Source organism: Virgisporangium aurantiacum (assembly GCF_016863635.1).
In the GTDB taxonomy this organism is placed as follows: Bacteria; Actinomycetota; Actinomycetes; order Mycobacteriales; family Micromonosporaceae; genus Virgisporangium; species Virgisporangium aurantiacum.
In genome coordinates, this window is record NZ_BOPG01000013.1 from 22753 (window position 1) to 47925 (window position 25173).

Here is a 25173-nt window from a genome sequence, read left to right on the forward strand (position 1 = left end):
CGTTCGCCAGCAGGGATGCCATGACGCGACCGTCACGCTCCGAAGCTCCTTGATGGCGGAACGGCCACTCGTAGATCCCTTGATTGGGCGGTCAAGGGGTCACAGCCGACGCGGTGTAGGTCAGCACGAGGGTTACGTCGCGCAGCGCGGTCCGCACAGCTTCCGGTGCCGTCAGCGTCCAGCCGGCGGCGGCGTCAGACGCCGCGACCTCGACCTCGAGTTCGTCGACCGCTGTCCGGACAAGCGAGCCGATCGGTGCCGCCGCGGTCGCCGTAACGGCGGGCTGGGGATCGCCCTCACGGACCGGAACCGCCGTGAGTGCTGGACCGGCCGTCAGGCTTTCGCCCACGACCGGTGCGCTGAGGATCTCGAGGCTGCGTACGGTGACGTGTCGGCGGGAGAACATGAACGGGAACCGGTCCATGGTGATGGGGAAGGTGGCGCTGCGCGATCCTGTTCCTGGCGCGGTGAAGCGGGCCCACTCCGACGCGTAGTCGTGCCGGAGGCTGACCACCGCGGCCAGCGGCTGGTCGACGAACCGGGCGAAGGCGGTGTTGAGCGCCTCGGTTGCGACGTCCCGCAGCCGGCTGCCGCCGTCGCGAGCCGAATAGCGCAGGGTGAGTATGGCGTCAGCGATGCTGTCGTGGTCGAACTGCGGATAGCTCGCGGGCAACTCCACTCGCCAGGTGGAGATTGCCCCTCTGCCTTCGAAGGGCAGCCGTCGATCGTCGCGGAGGTTGGGCTCCCACACTCCGGTGGCATCGACGGTGCCGCTCGTCACCACCGACTCCACCGGGCCGAAATCGTCAGTGAACCGCGGATCGTCGGCATCGAGGTCGCGCTCGTACCCGGCGCCGCCATCGGCCCGGTGTCGCACCGTACTGCTGAGCAGGGTCAGTCTCGCGTGCACGGCCGTGTTCGGCCCGACCACGCACGGCAGCGTCAGTCCGACCGACTTGAGCCGGCGCAGAAAGTGTCCCGGGAAGTCCGCGTCGAAGAGTTGCTCCGGCACAGCGACGTCGCAGCGGCCGGTCGCCCGTAGGCGCAGCCAGGCAACGGGGTCAATGCGGCGTAACGACACGTGTCGGGTCAGTTCGTGTTCGCGGAGATTGCGGTCCAGGTACGCGACGTCCATCCGGTGCAGGTCCTGGGTGAGCTGTTCACCGGCGAGCAGGCCGCGGCGCAGGCTGTCCCATTGGCCGGTTCGGATGAAACTGGCCTGCGGCAGGTACAACTCGAAGCGCATGGCCCGTTCCGCCCGGCGGGCCATGTCCAGGGCCAGTTGGTACGCCGCGAAGTACGCGCCGTTGAGCTGTCCGCTCATCCAAGTGTAGAGCTGCTCGTTCGTGTACTTGTCGTGCATGAACGCGGCGACATCGTGGGCGTCGGCGATCTGTCGCCGGTGGTTGGTCAGTTCATGTTCGGTGATGGCGACCCGGATGCGAGCCGCGGCGAGCTGTTTGTCGACCTGTGCCAGCTCACGCAGCGCACTGTTGCTCTGGTGCCGCCAGTCGTCGACCCGCCGCTGGAAGCCGGCGATCGCGCCGGTTCTGGTGGCTTGGCGGTCGGCGTTGCCGGAGAGTGCACCGAGAAAGCTGCCGACCGCGTTCGCGGCGTGACCCAGACCGGAGAGGGTGGGCATGAACACGTTGAACGCCGAGATCGAGAACAGCACCCCAGCGGCGGTGTTCGCGACACCGCTGGCGACGGCCCACGTGCCGGCGGCGGCCTGCCAGCCGAGCTGGTCCACCTCGGTTCGCACCAAGCCGAGTCCCCGGACGTCGGCATCCAGGTTCGCGGAAGGCACCAGCGGCAGCCGCGACGGTTCCTCGACGACCGGTGACTGCTCCGCGGGCTCGTGCACCTGCCCGCCGGTGAGCAGGTACTGGAAGTGGCGGTAGCGGCTGGCGGCCGTCTCGCGGGCCGTGACGAGCGCCGCGACGTTGGCTTTCGCCTCCTCGACCTGGCTGCGGCGAAGTTCCAGAACGAGTTCGAGAAGCGCCGCCTCCTGGTCCGTGCGTAGCCGGGCGAGGTGTTCAGCGTCGTGCTTTTCGAGCGCCGCGAGTACGGCACCGCCCAGGTTGCGGACCTCACCGCACAGCTGCGCGGCTCGCGCGGCCCAGAAGGAGTACCGGTACGGGGACAGCGGTGCACCGATGGCCGCGACCGCCGCGTCGATGTCCACGCCGGCCGCGACGGCGCGGACGAGCAGCTCCGGGTCGATCGGCGGCGGGTACAGCGGAAGCGGTCGTTCGACGCCGTCGATGTTCTGGCAATGTCTGATCTTGAAGAGTCGGTCTTCCACCGCGTCCCAGTAGTCCAGCAAACGATCGTTGTGCGGCACGCAGAAGTACGTCAGACCGGTGCTACGCAATGCGGCGGCGGCGTCCTGGTCCGCCTCGGACGAGCCGGCGACGCCTTGTTCCGCGAGCCCTCCCATGGCGGCCTGCAGGGCCGCGACGAGCGGGTGATCGGCCAGCGAATACCAGACGTCGGCGAAGGCGTCCCATCGGCCGACCATCGAGCGGTATGTCAACGCCGGCGGTTGAAGCTGCGGCTGGATGCGTCGGGGCCGCGGCCCGAGCAGTTGCGCCGCTTGGACGTAGCGCGCGGTCGCCTCGACGAGCGCCTCGCGGGTGTCCCGGCGGAACCAGTCGTCGCCCCAGGCGATCAGGTTGTCCAGGTATGCGAACAGGACGTTCCACTGGTATGCGCCGGGGCGCAGCCGGGCGATCGCGTGCGGACGGAACGGACTGTCGCGCCACTGCGTGACCTGGGCGATGAAGTCGGCCCGGCCGGGGAAATCGTCGTCCGGGTCTGCCAGCCACCGCAGCAGGTCCTCGATCCGGTCCGGCCGGCCTCCGCTGCGGAACGGCAGAAACTGCCAGAACCGGTTCGGGTCGGTGACGCCGGCGCCCTGCGCCTGCTCGCCGGCGGGATCGAAGACCAACCGCAGCCAGCGGTCGGCCTCGGCGTAGCGCCGCTGCGCCGACAGATGTGCCGCAACCAGGACGGGGAGATGGAGGAACAGTTCCCAGTGGTAGGAGCCGGCCGGTGAGCGCAGGTCGAAGGTGATGCCTTGCTCGACGATCGAGCCGGGTAGCGGCAGCGGGAGCGGCCGGTGCACCTCACGCAGCAGGCTGCCTCCGTCGGTGATCGCCTGCGTCGCCGGGCTGAACAGTTCGGCAAGGTCAGTGGCGTCGGCGCGGAACCGCACGGCAAGCGGCAGCCCGTCCGTGGTGATCCGCCACTTGAACTGCGGCGCGGTCTGCAGCAAGTACTGGCCGGCACCGTCGCGGTAGTAGAGTACGTCGGCCTCGCGCTCGTCGAGTTGCGCCACTGCCGAACCCTGCTGCGGATTGCCGGGAAGTGCGAAGAACCGGCCGGGCGTTCCGCGCACCTGCATCAGGTGGGCCCCGATACCGACGAGCAGTGTGCCGCTGTCGCCGCTCCTCGCCAGTACCCCGTTCTCGTAGATCATGCCGCGGGTGAGCTTGCGGAGAAGCTTCGGACCGCGCCCGTGCTGCCAGTCGATGCCGCTCTGGGCGCTGACCACGAAGCTGCCTTGCCGGTCCCATCCGACGGCACGCTCCGGATCGACCATCGTCGGTGGGGCCGCGGCGGTCTCGGGCAGGGTGAAGGCGGCTTCCACTGACCACCGCTTCTCCTGGCCGACCGTCTCCGCGGTTTTCGGGAAGACGAACGTTTGGGTGGCGGTGCCGTAGGTGACGCTGAGCGTGAAGTCGCCCGCGAAGAAAGCCGGCGCGAGTGCGAGCACCACCAGGCCGGGGTTGGAGTGCCCGCTGGCGAAGTAGGACGCATCGATGACCGCAGACACTTCCCCGGCGCTGCCGGTCTCCAGCTTCGCCTTGGCCGTGACGGCGCCGCTCGTGACGGTCAACCACACGACGGCGCCGCCCGCCCGCCAGTAGGTCGGCGGTCGGAGGTCCGCGCGGGTCGCCAGCACCCGCACGGTGAGCCAGAGTTGCAGGCGGTCGTTCGTGGCGCTCGCGCTGGTCAGCCGGGGCACGATTTTCTCGCCCCGATCGACGGCCGTGTACATGCTCACGACGGCCGCCTCCTGGACGGCTCGGCTGGTCAGCGGCAGCGCCGTGACGGTCGTGGCGGCGGGCGGTTCGGTCGACACCGTCAAGGTGAAGGTGAACGTCCCCCGCTCGTCCTTGTTCACCAGCACCGGTACGTCGACGGTGTCGCGGCCGACGAGGTGCTCGCTCCACCCCTTCGCGGTGAGCCGCGCCACGCTGAGCTGCACCTGCCAGACGGGCGCGCCCCCGGTCTCGTCGCGGCGGAACAGCGGCCACGCCAGGTGCAGGTCGCCGCCGAGCACGTACGGCATCACGTGCGTGCCGGGCAGGTCGAGGTCGATTCGCCGCCATGGGAGCCAGCGGGTGCCACCTCCGCCGATGTCCTGGCACACACGCCAGAAGTATCGGTAGGGCCGGTCGGCCGTACGCCCGACGAGGTAGAGGTCGGAGATCGCGCCGGCGCCCGACCCGCGCCGGTGCTGGTACATGCCGACGACGGACACCCGGGACAGTTCGACCACGTCGTCGAGGAACGCGACGAGCGCCGCCTGCGCGGTCTCGGCGGACGGCTCGCCCTGCCCGAGGGTCGACTCCACGGTGCGGAAGGCGTCGCTGGCATCCTCGCGTAGTTCGGGATGCAGCCAGTTCTGCGGCCACAGGAAGACGCGACGGTTCGCCTCCCAGGTGCGGTAGGTGCGCATCCAGTCCCAGCGCCGCCGGTTCACCGCCGCGGCCGGTACCGCCGGTTCGAGACCGAGGAGGCAACGGTTGACGAACAGCTGCACGGCCGCCGTGGCACTCAACAACCGGGTGGTATCGGCGCACGGCGCGACAAGGACATCGATCAGGTAGTACTCGTAGAGCTGGTCCGGACTGTCCAGCCCGCGCGCGAACACCAACTGGTCGACGAGCGCGTCACGCTGCCGCTCGCGGAGGCGGTCCGCGACTGGACGCACGACCTCGGTCCACGCCGCGCCCGGATAGCGCGACCGCAGCAGCCCGCGGGCGAGCGCCGCGCCCTCGGCCGGTGCACCCGCCGCGAGGAGGGCGGGCACCTGCGCCGCCTCGATCCCCAGCCGGGTCAACGCGGTCACCAGGTCGAGGACGGCGGCGACACCGACCGGGTCGTAGAAGGTCAAGCCGAAGAGGAATACCCGGTCCGCCGCCTCGACCAGCATCGGCTCCGCGACGTCGATGGCGTCGGCCAGGACGGCGAGGGCCCGTTGCCGCCGTTGCCCGACCGGACGATCGACGTCCACCACGGCGGCGGCGTACGCGTCGAACAGCGCGGGGGCGTCCGGGCCGCGGGCGCGCAGCCGCGCCCAGAGCACCGTCCGGTGCAGCGCCTGGTACCCGATCGCCGTGTCGGTGTCGGAGGATCCGCCGGGGAGCTGGTTGAGGTCGATCGCGAGCAGACCCGCCGACCGTCCGGCCGGCAGCGGGCCGGTGCCCGCCAGTCCCGCGAGGGCTCGGGCGTCCACCCCGAACCGGGCTGCGAGCAACCCGGCCTTGTGCAGCCGCCGAACCAGGGCGAACGCGACGGGGTGCGCTCCGCTGGTGGGTGTTGCCCGCGCATCGACGTCGGCGAACCCAGGATCGAGCAGGGTCTGCACGGCCGGCGTTTGCGTGCCGGGCACGGCCAGCAGGTCCAGCAGGAGCTCGCCGACCAGCTCGGATGTGAAGCCGGTCTCCTGCGCCAACCGGTCCACCGCCGCCGCGATCCGGCGGTGTCGCACGATGGCGGCTGTCATTTCCTCGTACCTGCCGGCGGCGGTCCGGCCAGCGTGCAGCAGCGCGGTGATTTCGCCGTCCCCGAGCAGACGGCGCCGGGCCACCCTTTCGACGTAGCTGTCCGAGTCCGCGCCCAACGCCTCGACGGCAGTCCGCCTGGCGGGATGAGTGGTCACATCCAACGCGACCGCCAGGGCCTCCTTGTCGGGCGCGTCCACCCAGCCCGACACGACGATGCGGCTGCCGGCGCCGGACTCCGCCGGCTCGACTCGGCAGCGCTCCCGCAGCCCGGCGGGCACCGTGAAGGACGGGCCGAGGCTGTCGGTCGTGGCGGCGAAAACCGGCAGGACGGCGCAGCGCAGCCGCCGCCGAAGCCGCGCTTCGACCACCGGATCCGGTGCGCCCGCCACGCCCAGATCGTCGACGACATCGGACACGAGTGCCGGATACCAGCCGAGCGTGACCAACGCGGCCCGCAGCCGATCATCCGGGGTGGTGGACCGGTCGACGTCGTCGGTGACGGCGTGCAGCGCGCCGCGGGTTGCCGCGAGGATGTCCGCCACCCGCACGTCGGGCAGGGCGATCGCCAACCCGGGCGCGGGCTCGTGCCGTAGCAGATAGGCCAGCTCGGCAAGCGAGAAGCCGGTCGAACGCAGCACCTCCACCGCCGCGCAGAACTCGCCGGCGGTCCGCGGGTTGGGGATCGATTGCGCCGCCTGCTGCTGTTCCGGCTCGACGGGGAACGGTTCGATGCCGGTCAGGCGCACCGCCCGGGCGAAATCCGCCGCGCGCAGGTGCAACGCCCGGGCCAGCCGCGCCGCCCGGTACAGCCGCGACAGCGAGTCGAGCGTCAGCGGCAGCGGGCGGGACTCCCCGTGCCGCAGTGGGAGCCCGTCCAGCAGCGCGGAAAGTTCCGGTCCCGGCACTTCGAACGCCGCCGCCATCACGTCAAGTTTCACGTCCAGCGACGGCAGGTCCGCCGGCGCGGTGGTGGTCTCGATCGTGAGCCGGTCCCGGGCCGCGTTGAGGGCGAGGTCCGGATCAGGTACGCCGACACCCGCGTGGGCGAACAGCTGGTCGAAGCGCGCCGGCAGGTCGGTGCCGTCGTCGTCGGTGTGCTTTCGGCGATCGCGGGTGCCGATCCCGCCGTACCAGTCGATCAGCTCGTCGACGTCGAGGCCGACCGCGCGGCGCAACCTCACCAGGTGCGAGATCCGGTACAGCGTCGTGTAGGTGAGCGCGCCGTCCTCGGCGAACGCGGTCACCGCGGCGTCAACGTCCGCGATGCTCCAACCCAGCGCGCGCCACAGCCGGACGAACCGATGCAAGCGGTCGAAGAAGGCCACATTCACCGGCTCGAGGCGGATCGAGCTCGGCCGGCACTCGTGCGGGGGCAACGCGATCGGGGTGACACCCGAACCGCGCAGGAACGCGGTGTCGAGCAGGTCCAGGAGGTTGGGGTGACTGAGCCGTGACTGCTGCAACAGCAGCGAGAGACGGCCGAAAACGGTCAGGGGCGGCCCGCTGACCACCTCGCCCGCCGAGGCGTCGTACAGGTAGGACACACCGCCCACCGGTTCGGCGCCCCACTGCCGCCAGAGCACCGGCTCCGCCAACGGCGTCGTGATCAGGTCCGGGTCCCGCCCGGACAGGCCGAGGTGCTCCATCGCCACCTGGTAGTCGGCCTGGGCGGTCGACGACTGCCACAGCTGCATCAGCTCCAGCCGGGTGAGGCCGGCTCGGTCCAGGAACGCCCGGGTCTCGGCCAGTGGTAGGTCGAACGGCAACGCCCACGGGAACTCCCCGGCACGCAGCCGCTCGTACGCGGCCGGGTTGCGATTCTGCGGCACGGCCAGCGGATCCGGGTCGGTACGCGAACTCTGGCAGGTCAACGCCGCGACTGTCAGCGTCGCCGGAGTAAATCTGACCTCCGTCTCGATCGTGCGACGGCTCAGTTGCCACGTCTGCGCGTCCGGTCCGGCTTCGACCAGGTACAAGGGCGCGGCCTGAACGAGCGTCGCGAGCAACCCGCCCGCCGTTCCACCGACGAGTGCCTCCTTCGTGGCGGTGACCCCCTGCGCGGAGTACACCCGGTCGACGAGTACCGCGCCCGACGACGCGCTGATGGTCAGCTGTCCGTCACCGGTACCGGCGACGGTGAACCGCACCCGGTAGGCGACCCGCCACCGTCGGCCGTCCGTGAGCGGGACGACCGTCAGCGGTTCCATCGCCGCACGGGTGAGCGGGTCGTTGACCAGCAGGGGCCGCAGGCGCGAGTCGAGTTCCCCGGTCAGGATGCCACCGTCGAGGCCGGCAACGGTGGCGGCGAGGTCGAGCCCGGCGCGCGGCACGTCGCGCAGCCGGTGCGGGTGACCGGGCGCGGTGACGTACAGGTTCTCGTCGCTCTGGCGCAGCGTCCACCGTCGCCACCGGTCGGTGACCGTCCATGCGGTGAATCCCTCCTGCTGCAACTGCACCGGTTCCGTCGCCGCCCGCAGGTCGGTCGCGACGTCGACGGCGGTCCGGCGCAGGACCGCCAGCACCGCGGCCGGCAACGGGCCGCCGGCGAGCGCGGCCGTCACGTCCGAACCGGCCGGAAGCTCAACGGTCAGTGGCAGCCCGACGGCGTTCTCCAGCACCTCCAGCGCCAGGTCGATCGCGGGCAGCACGATCTCGCCGTTGCCGCAGGATAGTTCGAGGTCGGCCACGTCGGGTCGGCGGTTCAGGAGCTCGCTGAAGGCCGGTGGGACGTCGCGGCGCAGGAACTCCAGCAGGTCCACCAGGTACGCGGCGGGACTGAGGACCGACCGGCACTGTCCGCAGGCGCAGCCGTCGAGCGAGCCGAACAGGGACTGTGCGCTGGGGTGTCCGGCGAGCCGTTCCGCCGTCGGCGCAGTGGACGGCATGGCCGCCACGGGGGTCGGCGCGAACCGGGGTAGGGCCCCCAGCACCGCCACGGTGGTGTGCTCTCGGGTGGCCGCCCGGGCGTGGATCGCCCGCACGGCGTCCGCCGGAATCCGACCGTCGAAGAGGGAGACGAGTTGCTCGGTGCTACGCCCGGCGATGTCGCTGGCCGAAGCGAGCCCGGTCTGCACCAGAGCGGCGGTGTGTTCCCACCGGAGGGCCAGTGGCTGCAACCGGCGCACGGCGAGCAGGGTTGCGGCCAACGAGGCGCGTTCCTGCTCCGGCACCGCGTCCAGGTGGCCGTCGAGCGGGCTCGTCAGGATGTCGAAGTCGGGGTTGGCGGCCAGGAACCGGCCGACGTCCGCGCCGGGTAGTTCCACGGACCCGTCGGCGAGTCGGGCGGCGAGCGTCGCCGTGGGGTGGAGCTGTTCGACCTTCGCCCGCACCGTTGCCGCGTACTCCAGCTCGCTGTCGGGTCCGCGGGTCGTCGCGTCGGGGGCCGGCGGGTGTCGGTAGGCCAGGTCGGCCCAGGCGTCTGGCGGCACAGTGGTGAGCCCGCGCAGGTTTGCCGCCTCACCCGCGACGTCCTGTAGCCCGGCGACCAGTGCCGTGTTGCCTGCCGTGAGTTCGTCCAGGCGTACGGTGCGGACCACCGCCGCCGCGCGTGGGCCCGCCACGCCGGCACGCTGGAGCTCGCCGCTGAGTCGGTCGGGCTCTGACCGCCAGTCGACGAGCACCTCCGCCACGGTGCGCGACTCGGCCGTACCGGGCGGGTCGGGCAGCGTCGCGAGCAGATCGCGCAGCGAGCCTCGGCCTCGGCCAGTCGGGGTGTCGAGGTGGTGCTCCAGGCGGTGATCGCGGATCCGTACCCCCAGCTCGGCGAGGCGTTCGGCCAGTTCCACTGGGACGAGCCGCTGGTCGACGGCCGCTTCGATCGACCGGAGAAGCTCATCGGCGGGACGTTGCCACAACGAGGCGGGTGTCAGGTCGAGTCCCTGCCGGTGCCAGGCGTACCACACGGCGGCGGGCAGAGCCGGCGCCCGGTCGGGCGGCGCAGCGGCCGTCGCGGCGTCGGCGTGCGTTGCGCGCCGCGGTTCCTGGAGCCGCGCGGCCTCGATCAGGCCACCGAGGTGCTGCGGTGGGATCCGGGTGTCGCCGGCGAGGAACGCCGCGTCCGCGTCGCCGAGATCCGCGAGCCGGACGCCGTGCAGGAGCGGGTCGAGATCGGCGAGATAACGCTCGTACTCGGAGACCGGGCTCGCGCCGACGGGCAGCACGAGGTCGACGGTCTCCGACGCGTCGGCCCGGTAACGGATCGATGAGGTCGCCAGCTCGGCGCCGTCCGGCCCGATGAGCGCGACGCGCAGGTTGCCGTGGCTGTCCGGGGCGCCGTCGTCCGGCCCCGGATAGCCGATGGTGTACCGGCCGTCAGCGCCGGTGGTCGCGTCACCGAGTGGTTCCTCGTCGCGAAGGCGCACGGCGAACGCTCGTACCACCGACCGACGCAACGGTCGACCATCGTCGTCACGGGCCCAGCCCGATACGGTTCTCTCGCTCACGCTCAACGCTCCTCAAACCGTCACCCCGAGGGGCGCCGAGAACGGTCGGTGTCCGGCCGGCGGAGCCGTCTAATAGGGATCCGGTTGGAAGACCGGGCTCTTCGACTGCTCGGTCGGCTTGATCGGAACGACCTCTCCCGTGTCGAAGTCCTGAAGGCCGCGCCGCGAGCTGGACTCGCTGGCCGGCGCCGAGGCCGGTGCCGTTTCGCCAGCCAACGCGGCGATGATGATGCCGAACATCTTCTTCCACCAGTCACCCAGGCCACTGGCGCTCTGCTCGGCGTTCTGCGCGCTTTCTTTCGTCAGTGTCGTGGCCTCCGACCCGCCCGGTGACGGGTCCTTCGTGGTTCGGTGCTGCTTCGGCACCTCGGCGTCCGCGACCTTGGCCGGCGTGGAGCCTCCCTTGCCGGGGCCGTCCAGAACCGAAGCGAAGTTCGTCTCGGTAGCCGGATCGGGAAGGATGGACGCGCCTTTCGGCCCGGACAACGCTCCCTTCGCGGCCGCCGCGAGGCTGTCCTGCTCCCGCAGCAGGGACTCCGCTGATCGCCGTTCGAAGGTCAACGCGATGGACTTGGCTCCCTTCTGGTTCTGGACCTGGAACAGCTCGCCGTGCTGCGCAAGTGCGGAGATGTTGATCTTACTGTCCGTGATCTTCGTGTAGTTGAGCTGATCCCGGACCCGCTTGAAGTTCTCGATGGACGGCATCAGCAGGTGATCGGTCAGGCTGATCTTCTGTCCACCGAGCACCGCGGCACTGATCTCCTTGGAGAGCCTGTTGTCACCGAGCGTCTTCGCAAGTGCGAGATCGCGAGGAATCAGCAGCGTCGTATTTCTTCGATAGAACTTCTTGGAGTAGTCGGAGATCTTGGTTTCGATGTTGAACGTGATCGAACGCTGCTGGGCGCCCGGAATGACGTGTTCATTCTCGGTCAGTCGGGTGAAGAACAAACTGAACAGCGACCTGGGCTGCTGGCTGTACGGAGCCATGTTGCCGAAGGTTCCGGGCGATACCTTCGGCGCGAGGCCACCGATGTCGACGAGCGCCACGGGGTTTCCCGACACGTACTGATAGAGGTTGCTGTCCCCGGTCATCATCACCAGGTCACCGCTGATCCATCGGCACAGCCACGGGGCGTAGTAGCGCGCGCCGTGGTATGTCAGGCCGGTCTCCTCGTCGCGCTCCTTGGCGGTGTAGCGGTAGCGCTGTGGCGGCACGGCGCCACCGCGGACGAACGACAGGGCGGTCGCACCGTAGGGGTAGTACTCCTCGTAGGAGATCCAGGCGGCGCGCTGGTCCAGTTCGCCCGTCGCCGAGCCGAGGTGGTTGTTCACCTGGTACCGCACCAGCGGCGCACCGCCCTGTTCGGTTTCGATCAGCGCGACCCGTTGCTCGCCGTCCATGATGTGCACCGACGTCCGGGACAGTGCGGCGGCGCCGGGGGAAAATCTGCGATACAGCTCATAGTGGCCGAGATAGATGCGTTCCGCGCGCACCGTCGGCACCGCCGCCTGACGATCGGTCACCTTGCGAACGCGTTCACCGGTGGTGCTGTACACGTAGTAGGTCGTCAGCGGGACCACCGCGTTGGACGCCTGACGCGTCGACGAGGCTAGCTGATCACGGAAGTTCCAGCTGATCGCCCGCATCGGCGGCAGCGTGTTCTGGTTGCCGTGCGCGTCGAACGCGTAGGTCTGGGTCAGTGGTGGACCGGAGGCCGGATAGGTCGTGGTGGAGGTCAGCCGGTTGCTGAACGTCCCCGCGGGCTGAGGAAGCTGGGACGCCGAGCGGTAGCTGAATGACCGACGCCAGCCGGCGGCTCCCGGCGCGAGACTGGTGTGCCTCAGTTCCAGCAGGTTGCCTGCCACGTCGTAGCCGTACCGCTCGACATATCGGCCGAGGGCGTTGCGATCGGCGGCGTGCACCCGGGGCACGTCGTTCCAGCTCGTGGGCGTCGGCGGCCGCGGCAACCCACCCTGCAGGCCGAGATGCTCCCGGCCGCGCGCCTCCACCAGGCGGTACTGGGCGTCGTACAGGTAGTCCGTGCTGGCGTCGACGATGGTGTTGAGGTTGAATACGCGCGGCTGCGCCTGATCGGCGATGTTCGTGATGTTGCCACTCGGATCGTAGGTGTAGTGCAGCTTCTGGACGCCGCGCCGAGTATCGGCCAATACCGGCTCGTCCTCCGGAAAGTACGGTCCACCGGGCGGCTTCGCCGCGCCACGCAGCGTCTCAAGGTGCGCGAGCCGTAAGGTCAGCGGGTCGTAGGCGTAGGTGGTCCGTGCGCCGTTGCCATAGTCGATCAGCGTGCGTCGGCCCTGCGCGTCGTATCGGATGTCGCGAACGAAAACCTCACCCAGTGGTCTCCCGGGCAGATCAGCCCGGACCGACCGGAGCATCGCCCGGATGTCATAGGTGCGCCGCACCGCGGTCCCGTCGGGATGACGCTGCACCATCGGGCGGTTCAGCGCGTCGAACCCGGCCGTCGAGACGTGACTGACGCCTTCCAGAATGGCCGAGTTCCAGTCGAGGGTCCCGCGATACTGATGTGCAAGGTCGAGCGTCGCGGAGACCACGTTGCCGGCGATGTCGTAGGCGGTCGTGACCAGACCACTCTGGTCACGCACCTGCCAGAGCCGGCCACGGAGATTCCGCGTCGCGCCGCCGGATACCGACTCGCCGTACGTCCAGTGTTCAACGACGGGCTGCGAACCCCCGAGCGTCACTACGGTCTCCACCGAACGTCGAAGGCGGTCGAAGCTGGTGGTCACCCGCTGCTCGGCGCCGGCTTGGGCCGGGTCGGCGACAGGCCGCCACTGACATACCTGCTGCCCGATCACGTCGTAGAGCACACGCTGATGTCCGGCCTCCATGCTCGCGTCGAGCACGCGCCGGCCCATGAGGTCATTCGTGTAGTGCGCGACCAGCCGGTCCTGCGTGAGGGCCGCCGGACCGCCGGCGTCGCTGATGCAGTCCAGCACCGCGAGCTGGTCTCCGTTCACGTCCACGGCGACATAGGCCCGGTGCCAACTCTCACGCGCGGGAAGGGAGCGATCGGGTGGCGTCCGGTTGTGACCGATGGCGAGCACCGGCCTACCCAACGGATCCATCACCAGGCGGGAGGGCGTGTCCCGATGCCAGAGCGTGTGTTCCGCCGCCTCTCGCTCGGGGACACCCATGGCGCCGTCGATCCGTTGCCGGTACCAGGTAGGCAGGACCTCCACGTCCGGCAGTCTTGCCAGCAGTGCGCCGACGTCGGGGTCCTGACCCGGATCGTCGATCGCGACCGTGTCATTGACGTCCCACACCTGTCGGTCCCACACACGGTGGATCGTCTTGCTGAAGACCTGGTTCGGATGCAGCGTGGCCACCAGGCGCCCGAGGGGGTCGTACAACAGCACCGGACTGACACCGGCTTTGACCGCGAACTCGAATCCGGCGGTGCCCGAGAAGAACGGCTCATACTTGCGAACCGGCTTGCCCTTGTTGTCGAGCACGACCCAGCCGCTGGTCACCCATCTCGGCGTGCCCGCACCGCCGCCCGGCAACGGCTCCGGCTCGGCCGGCGTCTTCGTCTGGATCTGCTGGCCGGCCCCGTCGGAAAATGCGATCGACAACTGGATCGGGCTGGACACGGCACTCGCCACGTGCAGTTCCCGCGCGAGCGTGGCAATCGCGGAGGGCTGCGGGTCGTCCCCGTCGCGTGTCCTGAGGTAGGCGTCGGTGTCGTAGACGAACCGGGTGGTGGCCGCACCCAACAACGCCGGCGCCTGGGCTTGCGGATCGGCCCGGAACGCGACGAGCACACCGTCCTGTGGGTCTGGGTCGACGGCGGTCACCCGATCGTCGGTGTCGTCCTCCGGCTTGCCCATGACGGCCGTGGCGGCCACCCGGCCCAGAGCGTCGTGCAGGACGGCGATGCGGTTGCGGTTGGAATCGGTGACCAGTGCCGGCGAGAGCGTGCGGTAGTCCAGCCGCACGGATGATCGCGCGTCGGCGGCCGTGCGCTCCCCGGCGGTTGTCCGGTTGCCCACCGCATCAACGGTTTCCACGGTCAGCAGGTCGTAGGAGTCGTACTCCACCGACGTGCCGTAATCCAGGCCGGCCGCCGCCGCGAACGGATCGATGAACCGGCGGGGGAGGAAGAAGTGCCGGCGAGCGACTGCCGCGGCCCCCATGTGGACGCCGGGTGGCGTGTAGCGCACCGTGCCGGACGGTGCCCACCACGCCGACTCGACCTGCACGTAGCCCGCGGCGACCAGATCGCTGTCGGTCACGCGGTTGCCGTAGACCTGACCGAGGAGCGCCTGTGGCATCGCCAACGCGAACGACTGGTGCACCAGGCCGAGAGGGCCCAGCTGCCTGAACGGCCGGGCGCTGTGTGGGTTCTGCTCGTCGACGAACTGAACCCGACGCCGCGACACCAGACGGGAGGTCAGCCCCGCGGCGGCCGGCCCCAGCAGCATGCGGATCACGTCGGCGCGCGCGAGTCGGGCCTGGGCGGCGTCCATCGCGGCACCGGAAATCTGCGCCGTCGTGACGTCGTACGCCTGGGGAACGCGGTAGGCGTCACGATCGGCCGGACCGGACCGGTCGGAATCGTCCAGGCTGGTATCGACGATGCCGGTCACCTCGGAGCGACTCTGGATCACCAGCGTGGTTGCCTGCACGTCCTGTGTGCGCTGCGGCAAAGTGGGATCCGCGTCCGCTCTGCGGTAGGCCAACATGACCGAGTGCCTCACCGTGCCGAAGGGATCGACGTCGAGCACCAGCTCGTGCGCCACCCGGGCCTGCTCCGGTTGCCGTTCGCAGGTGGCGGTGACGGTCTCCCGCGGGTCGACGGCGAACACACCGTGCCGCCGGCGTGTAGGTCCCTGAAGCTGGCGCACCGTGTAGTTGTGCTCGCTCACGCTGTACGGATGCGGTTCGAGCGCACCCCCGTCCAACGCGTAGATCTCGCGGCGCAGCAGCCGCCCCTTGAGCGCGCGGCACGCCTCACGCTCGCCCTCCAGCGCTGTCACCCCGTCGAACGCCGAGTCATCCAGACGCCAGGCTTGGGCCGCCGGCACATCCTGTGCCGGAGAGGGGTAGTACTCGTGCGCCAGGAACGTCGACAACCGCTCCCGGTCAAGGAACGCGCCCGTGTGGAACCACGTCCTGGTCAGGACGGGCGGCACGTGGCTCGCGGCGTCCACGTTGTCGCCGGTCGGCAGTTCGCCGCCGGCCGTCAGCACGGCCAACTGCTCCGTGTCTTCCCGCTCGGTCATGGCGAAGCCGCAGAACTCGCGTTCCGTGCCGTCGAACCGCCCGTGACGGTAGCGGTACCGACTGGAGAATCTGCTCCGGTTGAGGTGATCGAATGTCTCCACCACCGCGACTACGTGGACCGGGAACGGCACCTTCGTCACCCACGACCGACCCGCTGCCTTGTCGGCGAGGTACTGGATGGTGGACGTCGAGTAGCTGATGAGCGTTTCTGTGCCCATGTTGTTGCGAATGCGACGCAGCAGATGTGGCTTGTCACCCATCAGGTCGACGAAACGGATCTGGCGACCCGCGTCCGCGGGCAGGGTCGACGACCACACCAGGCAAGCGGTTCCGCGGCCGAACAGGTCTGCCACCGCCACGCTGGTGAGGCCGCTGAACCGCGGGAAGGCGGGCACGCGCCGTCGGGGCTCCCATCCGTTGCCCATCCGGTTCAGATAGACATCCGCCCCGTCCTCGGTCAGGTACAGCACATCGGTCAGGCCGTTGCCGTCGGTGTCGGCCAGACGCAGCCGTGCCGGGTCGAACAGTTCCGGTCGGTCGAAGAGAGGGGCATCATCCATCGTCACCTTGGCGCCGAACGTGCGGCCCAGTGCCGGCCAGTAGACGATCTCACTGTTACGAATGCGAACGAGGTCCATGAGTCCGTCGCCCGAGAGATCCGCCCGGAAGATCGTGCCGGTGCCATCGGACAGCAGGATGTGCGGGCCGGCATCCTCGTCGCCCGGAACCGGAATCCGCTGGACCGGGCCGAAACCGTCTTTCCCCAACGACGGGTACCAGAGCAACGCCTCGGCCTCGGTGATCAGGATACCGGCGCGGCCGTCGCCGGTCAGATCCACCATCGACAGGTTGGGATTGCCCCATTCGATCTGGGGCATCGAAACGAATGGTCGATGGGGTGCCCAGCCGTCATCGGTACGTTCGAAGAAGCCCGGGGCGGGATCGGTGAATCGCACCAGGTCCAGGCGTCCGTCGCCGGCCAGATCCATGAACTGGTCGCGCCGGTGCGCGAAGGACGCCGGCGGATGGGAAGGCAGCGTCTGCAGCGCGCCGTAGCTCGCGTGGCCCAGCGCGGGTTTGTAGTACCAGGCGCTGTTCCCGGTCGTCAGCAGGCCCTGGGTCGAGTCGCCGTCCAGGTCGACGAATTCGTGGCCGCCGGCCGGCATGTTCTCCAGGCTTGCCTGATCCAGCGTGTGCACGACATCGGACAGGACAGCCTCGGTGTACTCGAGGTCCAGTGGCGGAAGTGACCGGGTCACATGGCCGCCACCCGGATCACGACGATGTCCGGACACCGTGACCGTTTCGAGTACCGATCCCAATGCCTGTCCGACCCCGTCCGCCGTGATCGTGCCCGGATCCTGTCGATAGCCGAACGCCATCGACATGACCAGACAGTTCGCACCGATGGCTTCGTCGGGGAAGTGGTGGAACATCAGTGCCCGGTGGCAGAGTCGGTAGGTACGCACGTCGAAGCCGGAACGGTAACCGGAGAAGGGATCACGCCGACAGTGGCGCTTGCCCCGGTCGCCCGGCGCCGGGTTGTCCTCGTCGTGCTCGCCGTAGTCGAAGACCAGGGTGAACATCCAGCGGTCCGGCGCCATCGTGGAGTGGACGAGATCGCTGTCCCGGTTGCCGTAGTGCACAGCCTTGAGATGGCGACCGGCCGAACGGCTCCGGCCGGTGCGATGCCGCTCGTGCGCCGCCGCGACGTCCACCCCGTCGTCATTCTCGGCGATGTACTCGTACGCCGCGGCGTTGCCCTTGTTGTCGGAGCTGGCGCAGATCAGCCACCTGAAGACGTGCCGCGGGTCACCCGGATCAGCAACGCGGGACCCAGCGTCGAAGCCGTAGACGGTGCTGATGTTGTCCCGGCTGATCGAGCGCCAGTGAACATCGCCGTCAGCGCGCGTCCAGCGTTCGATCCGGGCGAACAGTCCCTCGACTCGCGGCCGGTAGCGCAGCACCGAGTATCTGAAACCACCGATCTTCCGCGGCTGCTCGTCCGGTTCGCCGACGGCGTCGAGCACCGGCACGAGGTCCTCGACGCCGGACAGCAGGAACATGTCGCTCTCGTCGTATCGCGGCACGCCCTTGTCGGCCTTGCGGGAGATCTCGGGGAGCGACAGGACCCAGCCGAGACCGAAGGGGCCCTGACCACGGCCGGAGTCGTAGCTCAACGCCAAATCCGGCGTGAAGCCGGCACGGCCTGGACTCAACGGCAAAGGAATCGTCAGACCGGCCGATCCGTTCGCGGGATTGGCGGAAAATTTTTCGCCGACCCCACGAACCGCGCCGCCACCCTTGGGAACCGTGACGGCAGGCGAATCAGTACCAGCCGGCAATGGCGATCCTTGCGGCGAGCTCGCCCGCGTGTGCCGGATCTCCACCGGACCGACCTCGCTCGCGTCGCTCATCTCGTCTCCAGTCCCGACGGGGAAGGCGGACAGCTGACGACCCGATCGGCGGGGCTCCGTCGTAATCGGCCATTCCGAGGGACCGGGCCATCACGCCACCAAGGACCAGAGCGACATCGTCAACCGTACGCGTGGTCGACCGGTCTCGATACCCTGGCGACCTATCGCAACCATCGATGACGAGTGGGACGTGTGCGGAGACGCCGACGGGCCAGTCCCACTCCGGGCGTAAGACGTCGACGGCCGATCGCCACAGGTCCGGACATGCCCACAACCTGTCGTCGGACCGGACCGACGGTCGTCGTCCACAGCGGCCCATCCCGCCCCGCCACCTCCCGCCGCCGAGCCCAACCACTTCGCGGTCGCTCCCTGCGTGAACCCGTAAGATCGTGCTGGTGCAGGGGTGGACGCGGGGCGAGGTGGAGGTTGATTTCGGCGCTGGTCCCGTCGTGGTTGAACGAGGGCTGAAGGTTCTCGCGCTGAACAACCCGGTGCCGATGCCGGACAACGGCCCGATCAACTGGTCAGAGTTGGACAAACTGCCGGATCTGATCACCATCATGTGGTCGGGCCTGGACCGGGGCGTGATCGCTGCGGCCGCCGGCCGCGGGGTGCGGTTCCTGTACTGGTCCGACGCGGCCGGCGAAGTGGACCTGTCCGGGACCTCGGCCGAACACGTCCGGCTGGGTGGGGTGGGTCTGCGCGGTGTCCGGCTGCCGGCGACGGTCAAGCGGTTGCAGCTCAACGGTCCACCGATTCCCGACCTGCCGATCGAGGCACCGACAACGGCCACGGCATGCAGCTGCAACTGTTCTGGCCGACCTGTGGGGCTCGTTAATGCGGTTCGACGGCTGCGACGTGCGGACATGTCCGGCTACCGTCCCGTGCTAACGGCGATCATCCAGCCATGAGCGCCTCGCTGGTGTACCTGCTCTTGCGGCAGATCTTGCAACTGCTTACCCAACTCGCCCGCGACGGCGGCGCCAAGGACGTCGAACTGCTGGTACTGCGCCATCAAGTAGCGGTACTGCGGCGGCAGGTCCACCGCCCGGACCTGCAACCCGCCGACCGGGTGGTCCTGGCGGCGTTGTCCCGACTACTCCCCCGTGCCCAGCGGTCGGCGTTCTTCATCACCCCAGCCACCCTGTTGCGCTGGCACCGGCAACTCCTGGCCCGGCACTGGACCTACCCACACCGGCCTGCGGGGCGGCCACCGGTCGCCAGCGAGATCCGCAAGCTGGTGCTGCGCCTGGCCGCCGAGAACCCGACCTGGGGACACCGCCGCGTGCAGGGTGAACTCGTCGGCCTCGGCTACCAGATCGCGACCAGCACCGTGTGGAAGATCCTGCGCCAGGCCGGTGTCGACCCGGCACCACGCCGGTCCGGGCCGACGTGGGGACAGTTCCTCACCGCCCAAGCCCACACCATCTTGGCGTGCGACTTCTTCACCGTCGACACGGTGTTCCTCAAGCGGATCTACGTCTTGTTCTTCCTGGAACTGGCGACCCGCCGCGTCCACGTCGTTGGCGTCACGGCTCACCCGACCGGCGCCTGGGTCAACCAACAAGCCCGCAACCTGCTCATGGACCTCGACGACAAGGCCGAGGATTTGCGGTTCCTGCTGCGCGACCGAGACTCGAAGTTCACCACGGTGTTCGAAACGGTGTTCACCGCCGCGGGCATCGAGGTAATCCGCACCCCGGCCCAGGTGCCGCGGGCGAACGCGCACGCCGAGCGCTGGGTGGGCACCGTACGGCGGGAATGCACTGACCGGATCCTGATCGCCAACGAACGTCACCTGAGCACGGTGCTCGGCGAGTACGCCACCCACTACAACCGGCACCGCCCGCACCGTGCCCTCGCCCAGCGACCGCCGAACCCATCGCCGGCCCACAACCCGCCGGCCAAAACGAAGATCCAACGGCGGCAGATCCTCGGCGGCCTCATCAACGAATACGCGCAGGCCGCATAGCCCGAACCGGCTTTACGAGCCCCACAAGGTTCCGTTCGCCCGGCGCCTCCGCCCTCGTCGCCTCCACACGGGTTCCGGGGGGTAAAAGGGGCGCCGCAGGACTTGAGCGCCGGCTCCCTCCGTTGTCGGGCCAACCATTGCCCGGGATCAGAGCTGACCGGTTCGGGCATCGCGGTGGAGAACCGCCAGCAGGTCCACGCGCCCAGCGCCGAGCGGTCAGGGCGCGCGTATCGCTCGGGTGACAGAGCGCCTCGCCCGGGTGAATTGGGCTTTCCCGGCTTGTCTGCAGTCGCGGGGGCACGCGAGCTTTGGGCAGACAACTTCCACCCAACGGCGGGATCCGGCAGCGGCCGTCAACATCGGAGGTCGACACATGGCCGGACGATCTCCGAACCCGGTGAGCCAGACCTTGTCCGGCGAGGATAATTCCCGCAGAGCTGTCGAGCGGCGGCTACCCGGCCGCGCCCGACCAGCTCATGACGTCCTGCGTGAGTACAACGAATTCAACGCCAAGCGGCGGCAACGGATCCCTTCCATTCTCTGGATCTTCGTCGCACCGGACCCAGACGGCTGCTACCGGTGGCGCGTCCAACTCGACTGCGACTGCGTCACCGAGGTCCTGACCGGAGGCGACGATCCGCCGCCCAGTGACCACCACTGGCTTGATCCCGTGCACCAGCAACGACTCCCGACCGGACAGCTGTCGTGCAAGCACGACGACTCCCCGCCGGCGCCCTACCGACAAATCACTGAACGGTCGGACCGGCGCGAGGTCTCCTTCCCCGCCGACCCCATCGAGCCACCGGACTGGACCGACGCAGATACCTGGGCGGTCGTCCGCCGAGACAAGCCACACTCCAAAGCGTTTTGGACTGTAGCGCTGGCCTGCGGACACGTCACGGAGGTCCCGACCGATCTGACCTGGAAGCCCACCGACGGACCACGACGGGTCGGTCCTGAACGCCAGCGGAAAATGACAACAGAGTTCGAGGCGTTCTGGGCGACCCAGCCAGACGGCCAATCCAAACAGGAACAAGAGCACACCCGGCGGATGCTCGCAGATGGCTGGCCAATGCCCCGACCGGAACAGCTGTGCTATCGATGCCCGGATGCGCGGCTGATCGTCGCGTATCAACGCGTCGGCTGGCTCGTACCTCGCAAGACCTTATCGACGCCACCCAAGCAACCGTCTCGGGCCGCGCTGCAACGACGGCTGGAACGGACGCAGGCCGAGGCCGACCGGCTACGCCAACAACTCGCCCAACTCGATACGGACAAACATGCCAACGCAGCCGGGTAAGCGGTGAAAAGCGGCCGCGCCTTGCCCGGCAGCGGCGGGCTGCTAAGCCTCGATCCACCGGCTTCCGCACGGCCCGTCCACCGTCACGCCGACCCTCGCGGCCGGCCGAAGACGAGACTCCGAGGTCGGCGAAGCAACCCGAACAGATACCACGAATCTGAGGCCTTGCGGCCGGTGGTCTCCCGATCGGCCCTGCGCGGTTCCCGGTGCATCGGTCGGCTGGTACGAGGAGGAGTCGTTCCGTTCCTGGCGTGCTGGTCACCCGGCCCGAGCGGAAAGGAGACGGTCGCGCAGCTGAAGGAGATCAGCGCCAGGGTCGACGCCTAGTTCCTCGGCGAGATGATGGTGCAGGCGGCGGTAAACGGTGTGGGCGTCGACTTGGCGACCGCTGTAATGGAGGGCGAGCATGAGCTGGCCGTGCAGCCGCTCACGGGTGGGGAACTCGGCGCACAGCCGCATCAGGTCACCAACGATCCGCTCGTGCCGGCCGGCGCCCAGCTCCAGCTCGAAGAACTCCTCAGCGGCACTGAGTTGCAGCTCCGCGAGCCACGCGGCACTCGCCGCTACCGCCTGACTGTCGAGATCCTCCAGCACCGGTCCGCGCCACATGGCCAGCGCGACGCGGTAGTGGAGGGTGGCCTCGTCAGGCCGGCCGGCGGCCGTCGCCAGGCGGGCGGTATCGACCCGGTCGACGAACACGCGGGCGTCCAGTTCGTGGCGGCCGATGTTGAGCTGGTATCCGCACGGCCTGGTCTCCAGGATCCGCTCCGGCGCACCGGCCCGCAGCAGGCGGCGGCGCAGGCCGGCGACACAGTTCTGGACCTGTTTGCGGGCCGTTGCCGGGCGGTGCGTGTCCCATACCGCGCTCACCAGCCGATCGAGCGAACTGCGCCCGTCGGCGGCGAGCAGCAGTGCGGCAAGAATCTTGCGCTCCCTGGCTCCTGCGACGTCGATGCGCCGACCCGCCACGAGGACCTCCAGCGGGCCGAGGATGGCGAACTCCACGAATCTGTCTCCTCCGGGCTTACGGAGGAGCCGATCAGGAGTCCGACCCCCGTGGTCACCCTTGGCCGTGATTGTTCTGGGCTCAACGGTCGGCGTCAATATCATCTGGCGATGAGAAGACGATGACAGTGTGGTGACGTCGGAATGACGCTCTACATCATGATGGCCGCCACATGCCGAGGCGGGAGGTCCGACCGATGGCTTTACCCCCGACCGATGCCCTGCTCCTCACGGTGAACTGTGCGGTCGCCGCGGTCCTGCTGCACGCGGGCCTGAGCAAGCTCGCCGTGCCCGTCCCGCTGCACCGGGCACTGGTCGAGGTGCGCGCTCCGGCACCGCTTGCGACGGTGCCGGCCGTCCGCGGGTACGCCGTCGTGGAATGCCTCGCAGGCGTCGCGCTGCTGTTCGGTCCCACCCGGGCCGCCGGTGGCGCCGTCGTCGTCCTGGTTGGCCTTGCTGTAGCCGCGCTCGGTGCGCTCGGCGCCGCGCGGGGAAGCATTTCCCCTTGCGGCTGCTTCGGCATCCGGGACGGCCGGCCGCTCGGTGTCGCCAATGTGGTGGCCGGGTTCGGGCTCGCCACCGCCGGCTCGGTGAACCTGGCTGCTGCGGCCCGGACCGGCGCGCCGGCGGTGCTCGGCGCCACCCTCGCGATGCTGGTGCTCTGCCTGTACGTCAGCCGTGCCTGGGCCTGGCCATTGATCCGTCCACGGAGGGGAACGTCGCTGTGATCCTGTTCCTGAGTCTCGTCGTGCTTGTGCTCGCCGCTGCGATCGTCGTGCTGTTCGCGATGCTCGGTGAGTTGTCCTCCCGCGTGCCGGAGTCGAGCGACGAGGCCCGCCGCCGGCTCGAATCGATCGACACCGCACGGACCGGCCACCGGGCCGAGCAATGGCCGGCCGAACTAGCGCACATCGCCGAGCAGGAGTACGCGCTGGTCCTCGTGCTGAGCTCCACCTGCTCCAGTTGTGAGCAGATCGCCGGCCAGGTGCGCGCCATGCTGGACCGCGGGCCGGCGAACCTCGCCGTGGTGGTTGCCTGTCCGGCCCGGGAGCGCGGCGAACACTTCGCCGCCGTACACGGCATCGACCGCGGCGTGCTGTACATCGACGAGGACGGCGACTGGGTCAAGGGTGAGTTCGCTGTCGACACGAGCCCCGCAGCGCTGCTGTTCCGTAACGGAACCCTGCAGTCGGCGCTGTTGTTCTGGGATCTGCCCGCCGTGCTGAACGCGGTGGGTTCGCTGAGTACCGCCGATCGGGAGGTGGCATGAAACAGATCATGACCAAGGCGCGGACCAGGCGCCGCAGTGTGCTCGCCGGAGTGGGGGCCAGCGGGTTGGCCGCGGCCGCCGCGGTGTTCGGCAGCGGCAGTCCGGCGCACGCAGCCAACTGGGCGTGCTGCACCCTCGTGTTCGTACCGCCGAACGTCTCCTACTCCAGCTGCATCGCCGCCAAACACTACGTCTGGCAGTGCACGTTCGGCACCGTCGGACCGGTGTACCGATACAACTGCTGCGAGAAGAAGAACGCGGCCGGAAAGATCATCGGCTCGGCCACCAAGTACACCTGCATCGCCAACTGCGGGTGACACATGGCCACGGCAATCGTCGTCGTCGCGCTGCTCGGTGCGATCCTGCAAATGCAAAGCCCTTGAGGCACGTCGATGGCCGGGGTCGCCGGCCCGATGCTGCGTCATGACCGGGCTGGTGCCGTCCGGTTCCTGCTCGGCCTGCTGATCGGCGGGCTCGCCGGTTCGCTGGTGCTCGCCGTTGCGGTGTATCTGCTGGGGCTCCTCGCCGTCGAGGTGCTGCCCGAGCCGGTGCGCGTGGTGATGTTCGGCCTGGTCGTCGTCGCGTTCGGCGTCATGGACCTGACGCTGCGGACACCTCACGTCCAGCGTCAGGTGCCGCAGTCGCTCGTCCGGACCATGAAGCCCGGCATGCTGGGCGTGGTCTGGGGTATCGACCTGGCAATGCTGTTCACCACACAGAAGACCACGTCCATGGTCTGGGTAGCGCTGGCGGGTCTCGTGCTCGTCACACCGGGCCTCGCGCCCGTTGTCCTGGCCTGTACATGGACCGCCGCCTGGCTGGCGATGGTCTACCTGACCATCCGCAGACCGACACTGTCGGCGATCGGGGAGGAGCGACTGCCGTGGGAGGACCTGGTCAGCATCATCCGGCGGGTGTCGGGCACCGCGCTGATCGGCGCGGCGGTGGCCGGCGTGTGGCTGATGACGTGACGGCCGCCGGTGCCCTGACCGCCTCCCCCGATGACGGGCAGGTAGTCGTCACCAGGTTCGAGTGTCCCGGCGTGCTGACCCTGTTGTACCTGCTGGCATTGCACGTCCGCATCAAACACGCCGTGCGGCGTCAGGTGCCGGGCCTGATCGCCGCCCGCGTCGTCGTGCAGTGGCGGGAACGGACCATGCTCAGCATCTCGCTGTGGCCGGACCTCAGCACGATCTACGCCATGGGGTCGGTGCAGCGTCACGTCGTCGGTTCCCGAATCCCAGGCCGCCTGGGGGTCCGCACCAGCAGTGGGGTCTTCGGATTCACCGGCGATTGGCGGCGCATCATGTTCGGCTCGCCCGCCGCCGCCATCGACCCGTTACAGCCCTTGAAAAACAAGTGAACCGGAAGGAGCCTCATGGCAATACCTACCGACCGCGGCCACGTGATCCTCACGAAGGACGCCGCCGGGCAGACCACCGTCATGGTGGGTACCTCGCTGATCAACGGCACTGTGCAGAACGTCTACGCCCGCCACGTCGGCGCGGGCAACGTGAAGGTGCATCCCGGCGTGCGCTTCGCCAACGGCCAAGACGGCCAGCACACGCTTGACGTCGTCGAGGTCTTCGTCGCGGACGACGACAGCGTGCACATCCGCCGCACCGAGGCGGGCGACGACCTGCGCGCCAACGGCTGAAGAACCCGGAGACGCCCCTCCTCGAGGTGGAGGGGCGTCTCGCCGC

12 protein-coding genes are annotated in these 25173 nt (G+C 69.1%); 9 read left to right on the forward strand and 3 right to left on the reverse strand.

The genetic code is table 11. The features are described from left to right. Positions 1-91 precede the first annotated feature (91 nt). Complete coding sequence (locus tag Vau01_RS12470) at positions 92-10240, reverse strand: Tc toxin subunit A-related protein (protein WP_203991158.1); 10149 nt, start codon at positions 10238-10240, stop codon at positions 92-94. Between the two features lie 69 nt (positions 10241-10309). Further along, positions 10310-17923 carry a SpvB/TcaC N-terminal domain-containing protein gene (locus Vau01_RS12475; protein ID WP_203991161.1) on the reverse strand — a complete coding sequence of 2538 codons (7614 nt, stop codon included), beginning with the start codon at positions 17921-17923 and terminating at the stop codon, positions 10310-10312. A gap of 389 nt (positions 17924-18312) precedes the next feature. On the opposite strand from Vau01_RS12475, the gene Vau01_RS12480 reads away from it, so the two are divergent. From Vau01_RS12480 to Vau01_RS12490, 3 genes are all read left to right on the forward strand, one after another. Further along, positions 18313-18834, forward strand: coding sequence for a hypothetical protein (locus Vau01_RS12480; RefSeq protein WP_203991164.1), 522 nt, complete (start codon positions 18313-18315; stop codon positions 18832-18834). Further along, the gene (locus Vau01_RS12485) at positions 18831-19895 is read left to right on the forward strand and encodes an integrase core domain-containing protein (protein ID WP_203991167.1); all 1065 of its coding nucleotides are present in this window, start codon (positions 18831-18833) and stop codon (positions 19893-19895) included. Before Vau01_RS12480 ends, Vau01_RS12485 begins: the two co-directional genes overlap by 4 nt. A gap of 373 nt (positions 19896-20268) precedes the next feature. Next, complete coding sequence (locus tag Vau01_RS12490) at positions 20269-21195, forward strand: hypothetical protein (RefSeq protein ID WP_203991169.1); 927 nt, start codon at positions 20269-20271, stop codon at positions 21193-21195. Positions 21196-21453: 258 nt separating this feature from the next. Here the strand turns inward: Vau01_RS12490 and Vau01_RS12495 are convergent, their stop codons facing one another. Next, positions 21454-22200 carry an AfsR/SARP family transcriptional regulator gene (locus tag Vau01_RS12495; protein WP_203991171.1) on the reverse strand — a complete coding sequence of 249 codons (747 nt, stop codon included), beginning with the start codon at positions 22198-22200 and terminating at the stop codon, positions 21454-21456. 197 nt (positions 22201-22397) lie between these two features. Here Vau01_RS12495 and Vau01_RS12500 point away from each other — a divergent pair, with 197 nt between their 5' ends. From Vau01_RS12500 to Vau01_RS12525, 6 genes are all read left to right on the forward strand, one after another. Next, positions 22398-22928, forward strand: coding sequence for a MauE/DoxX family redox-associated membrane protein (locus Vau01_RS12500; protein WP_203991173.1), 531 nt, complete (start codon positions 22398-22400; stop codon positions 22926-22928). Then, on the forward strand, positions 22925-23470 hold the full coding sequence (locus tag Vau01_RS12505) for a hypothetical protein (RefSeq protein WP_203991174.1): 546 nt from the start codon (positions 22925-22927) through the stop codon (positions 23468-23470). The genes Vau01_RS12500 and Vau01_RS12505 overlap by 4 nt, the downstream gene beginning before the upstream one ends. Continuing rightward, complete coding sequence (locus Vau01_RS12510) at positions 23467-23787, forward strand: hypothetical protein (RefSeq protein ID WP_203991176.1); 321 nt, start codon at positions 23467-23469, stop codon at positions 23785-23787. The genes Vau01_RS12505 and Vau01_RS12510 overlap by 4 nt, the downstream gene beginning before the upstream one ends. Before the next feature lie 75 nt (positions 23788-23862). Continuing rightward, positions 23863-24441: a hypothetical protein gene (locus Vau01_RS12515; RefSeq protein WP_203991177.1), complete on the forward strand. Its 579-nt coding sequence runs from the start codon at positions 23863-23865 to the stop codon at positions 24439-24441. 71 nt (positions 24442-24512) lie between these two features. Further along, the gene (locus Vau01_RS12520) at positions 24513-24833 is read left to right on the forward strand and encodes a hypothetical protein (protein WP_203991180.1); all 321 of its coding nucleotides are present in this window, start codon (positions 24513-24515) and stop codon (positions 24831-24833) included. Positions 24834-24848: 15 nt separating this feature from the next. Continuing rightward, positions 24849-25127, forward strand: coding sequence for a hypothetical protein (locus Vau01_RS12525; RefSeq protein ID WP_203991182.1), 279 nt, complete (start codon positions 24849-24851; stop codon positions 25125-25127). Positions 25128-25173: the final 46 nt, after the last annotated feature.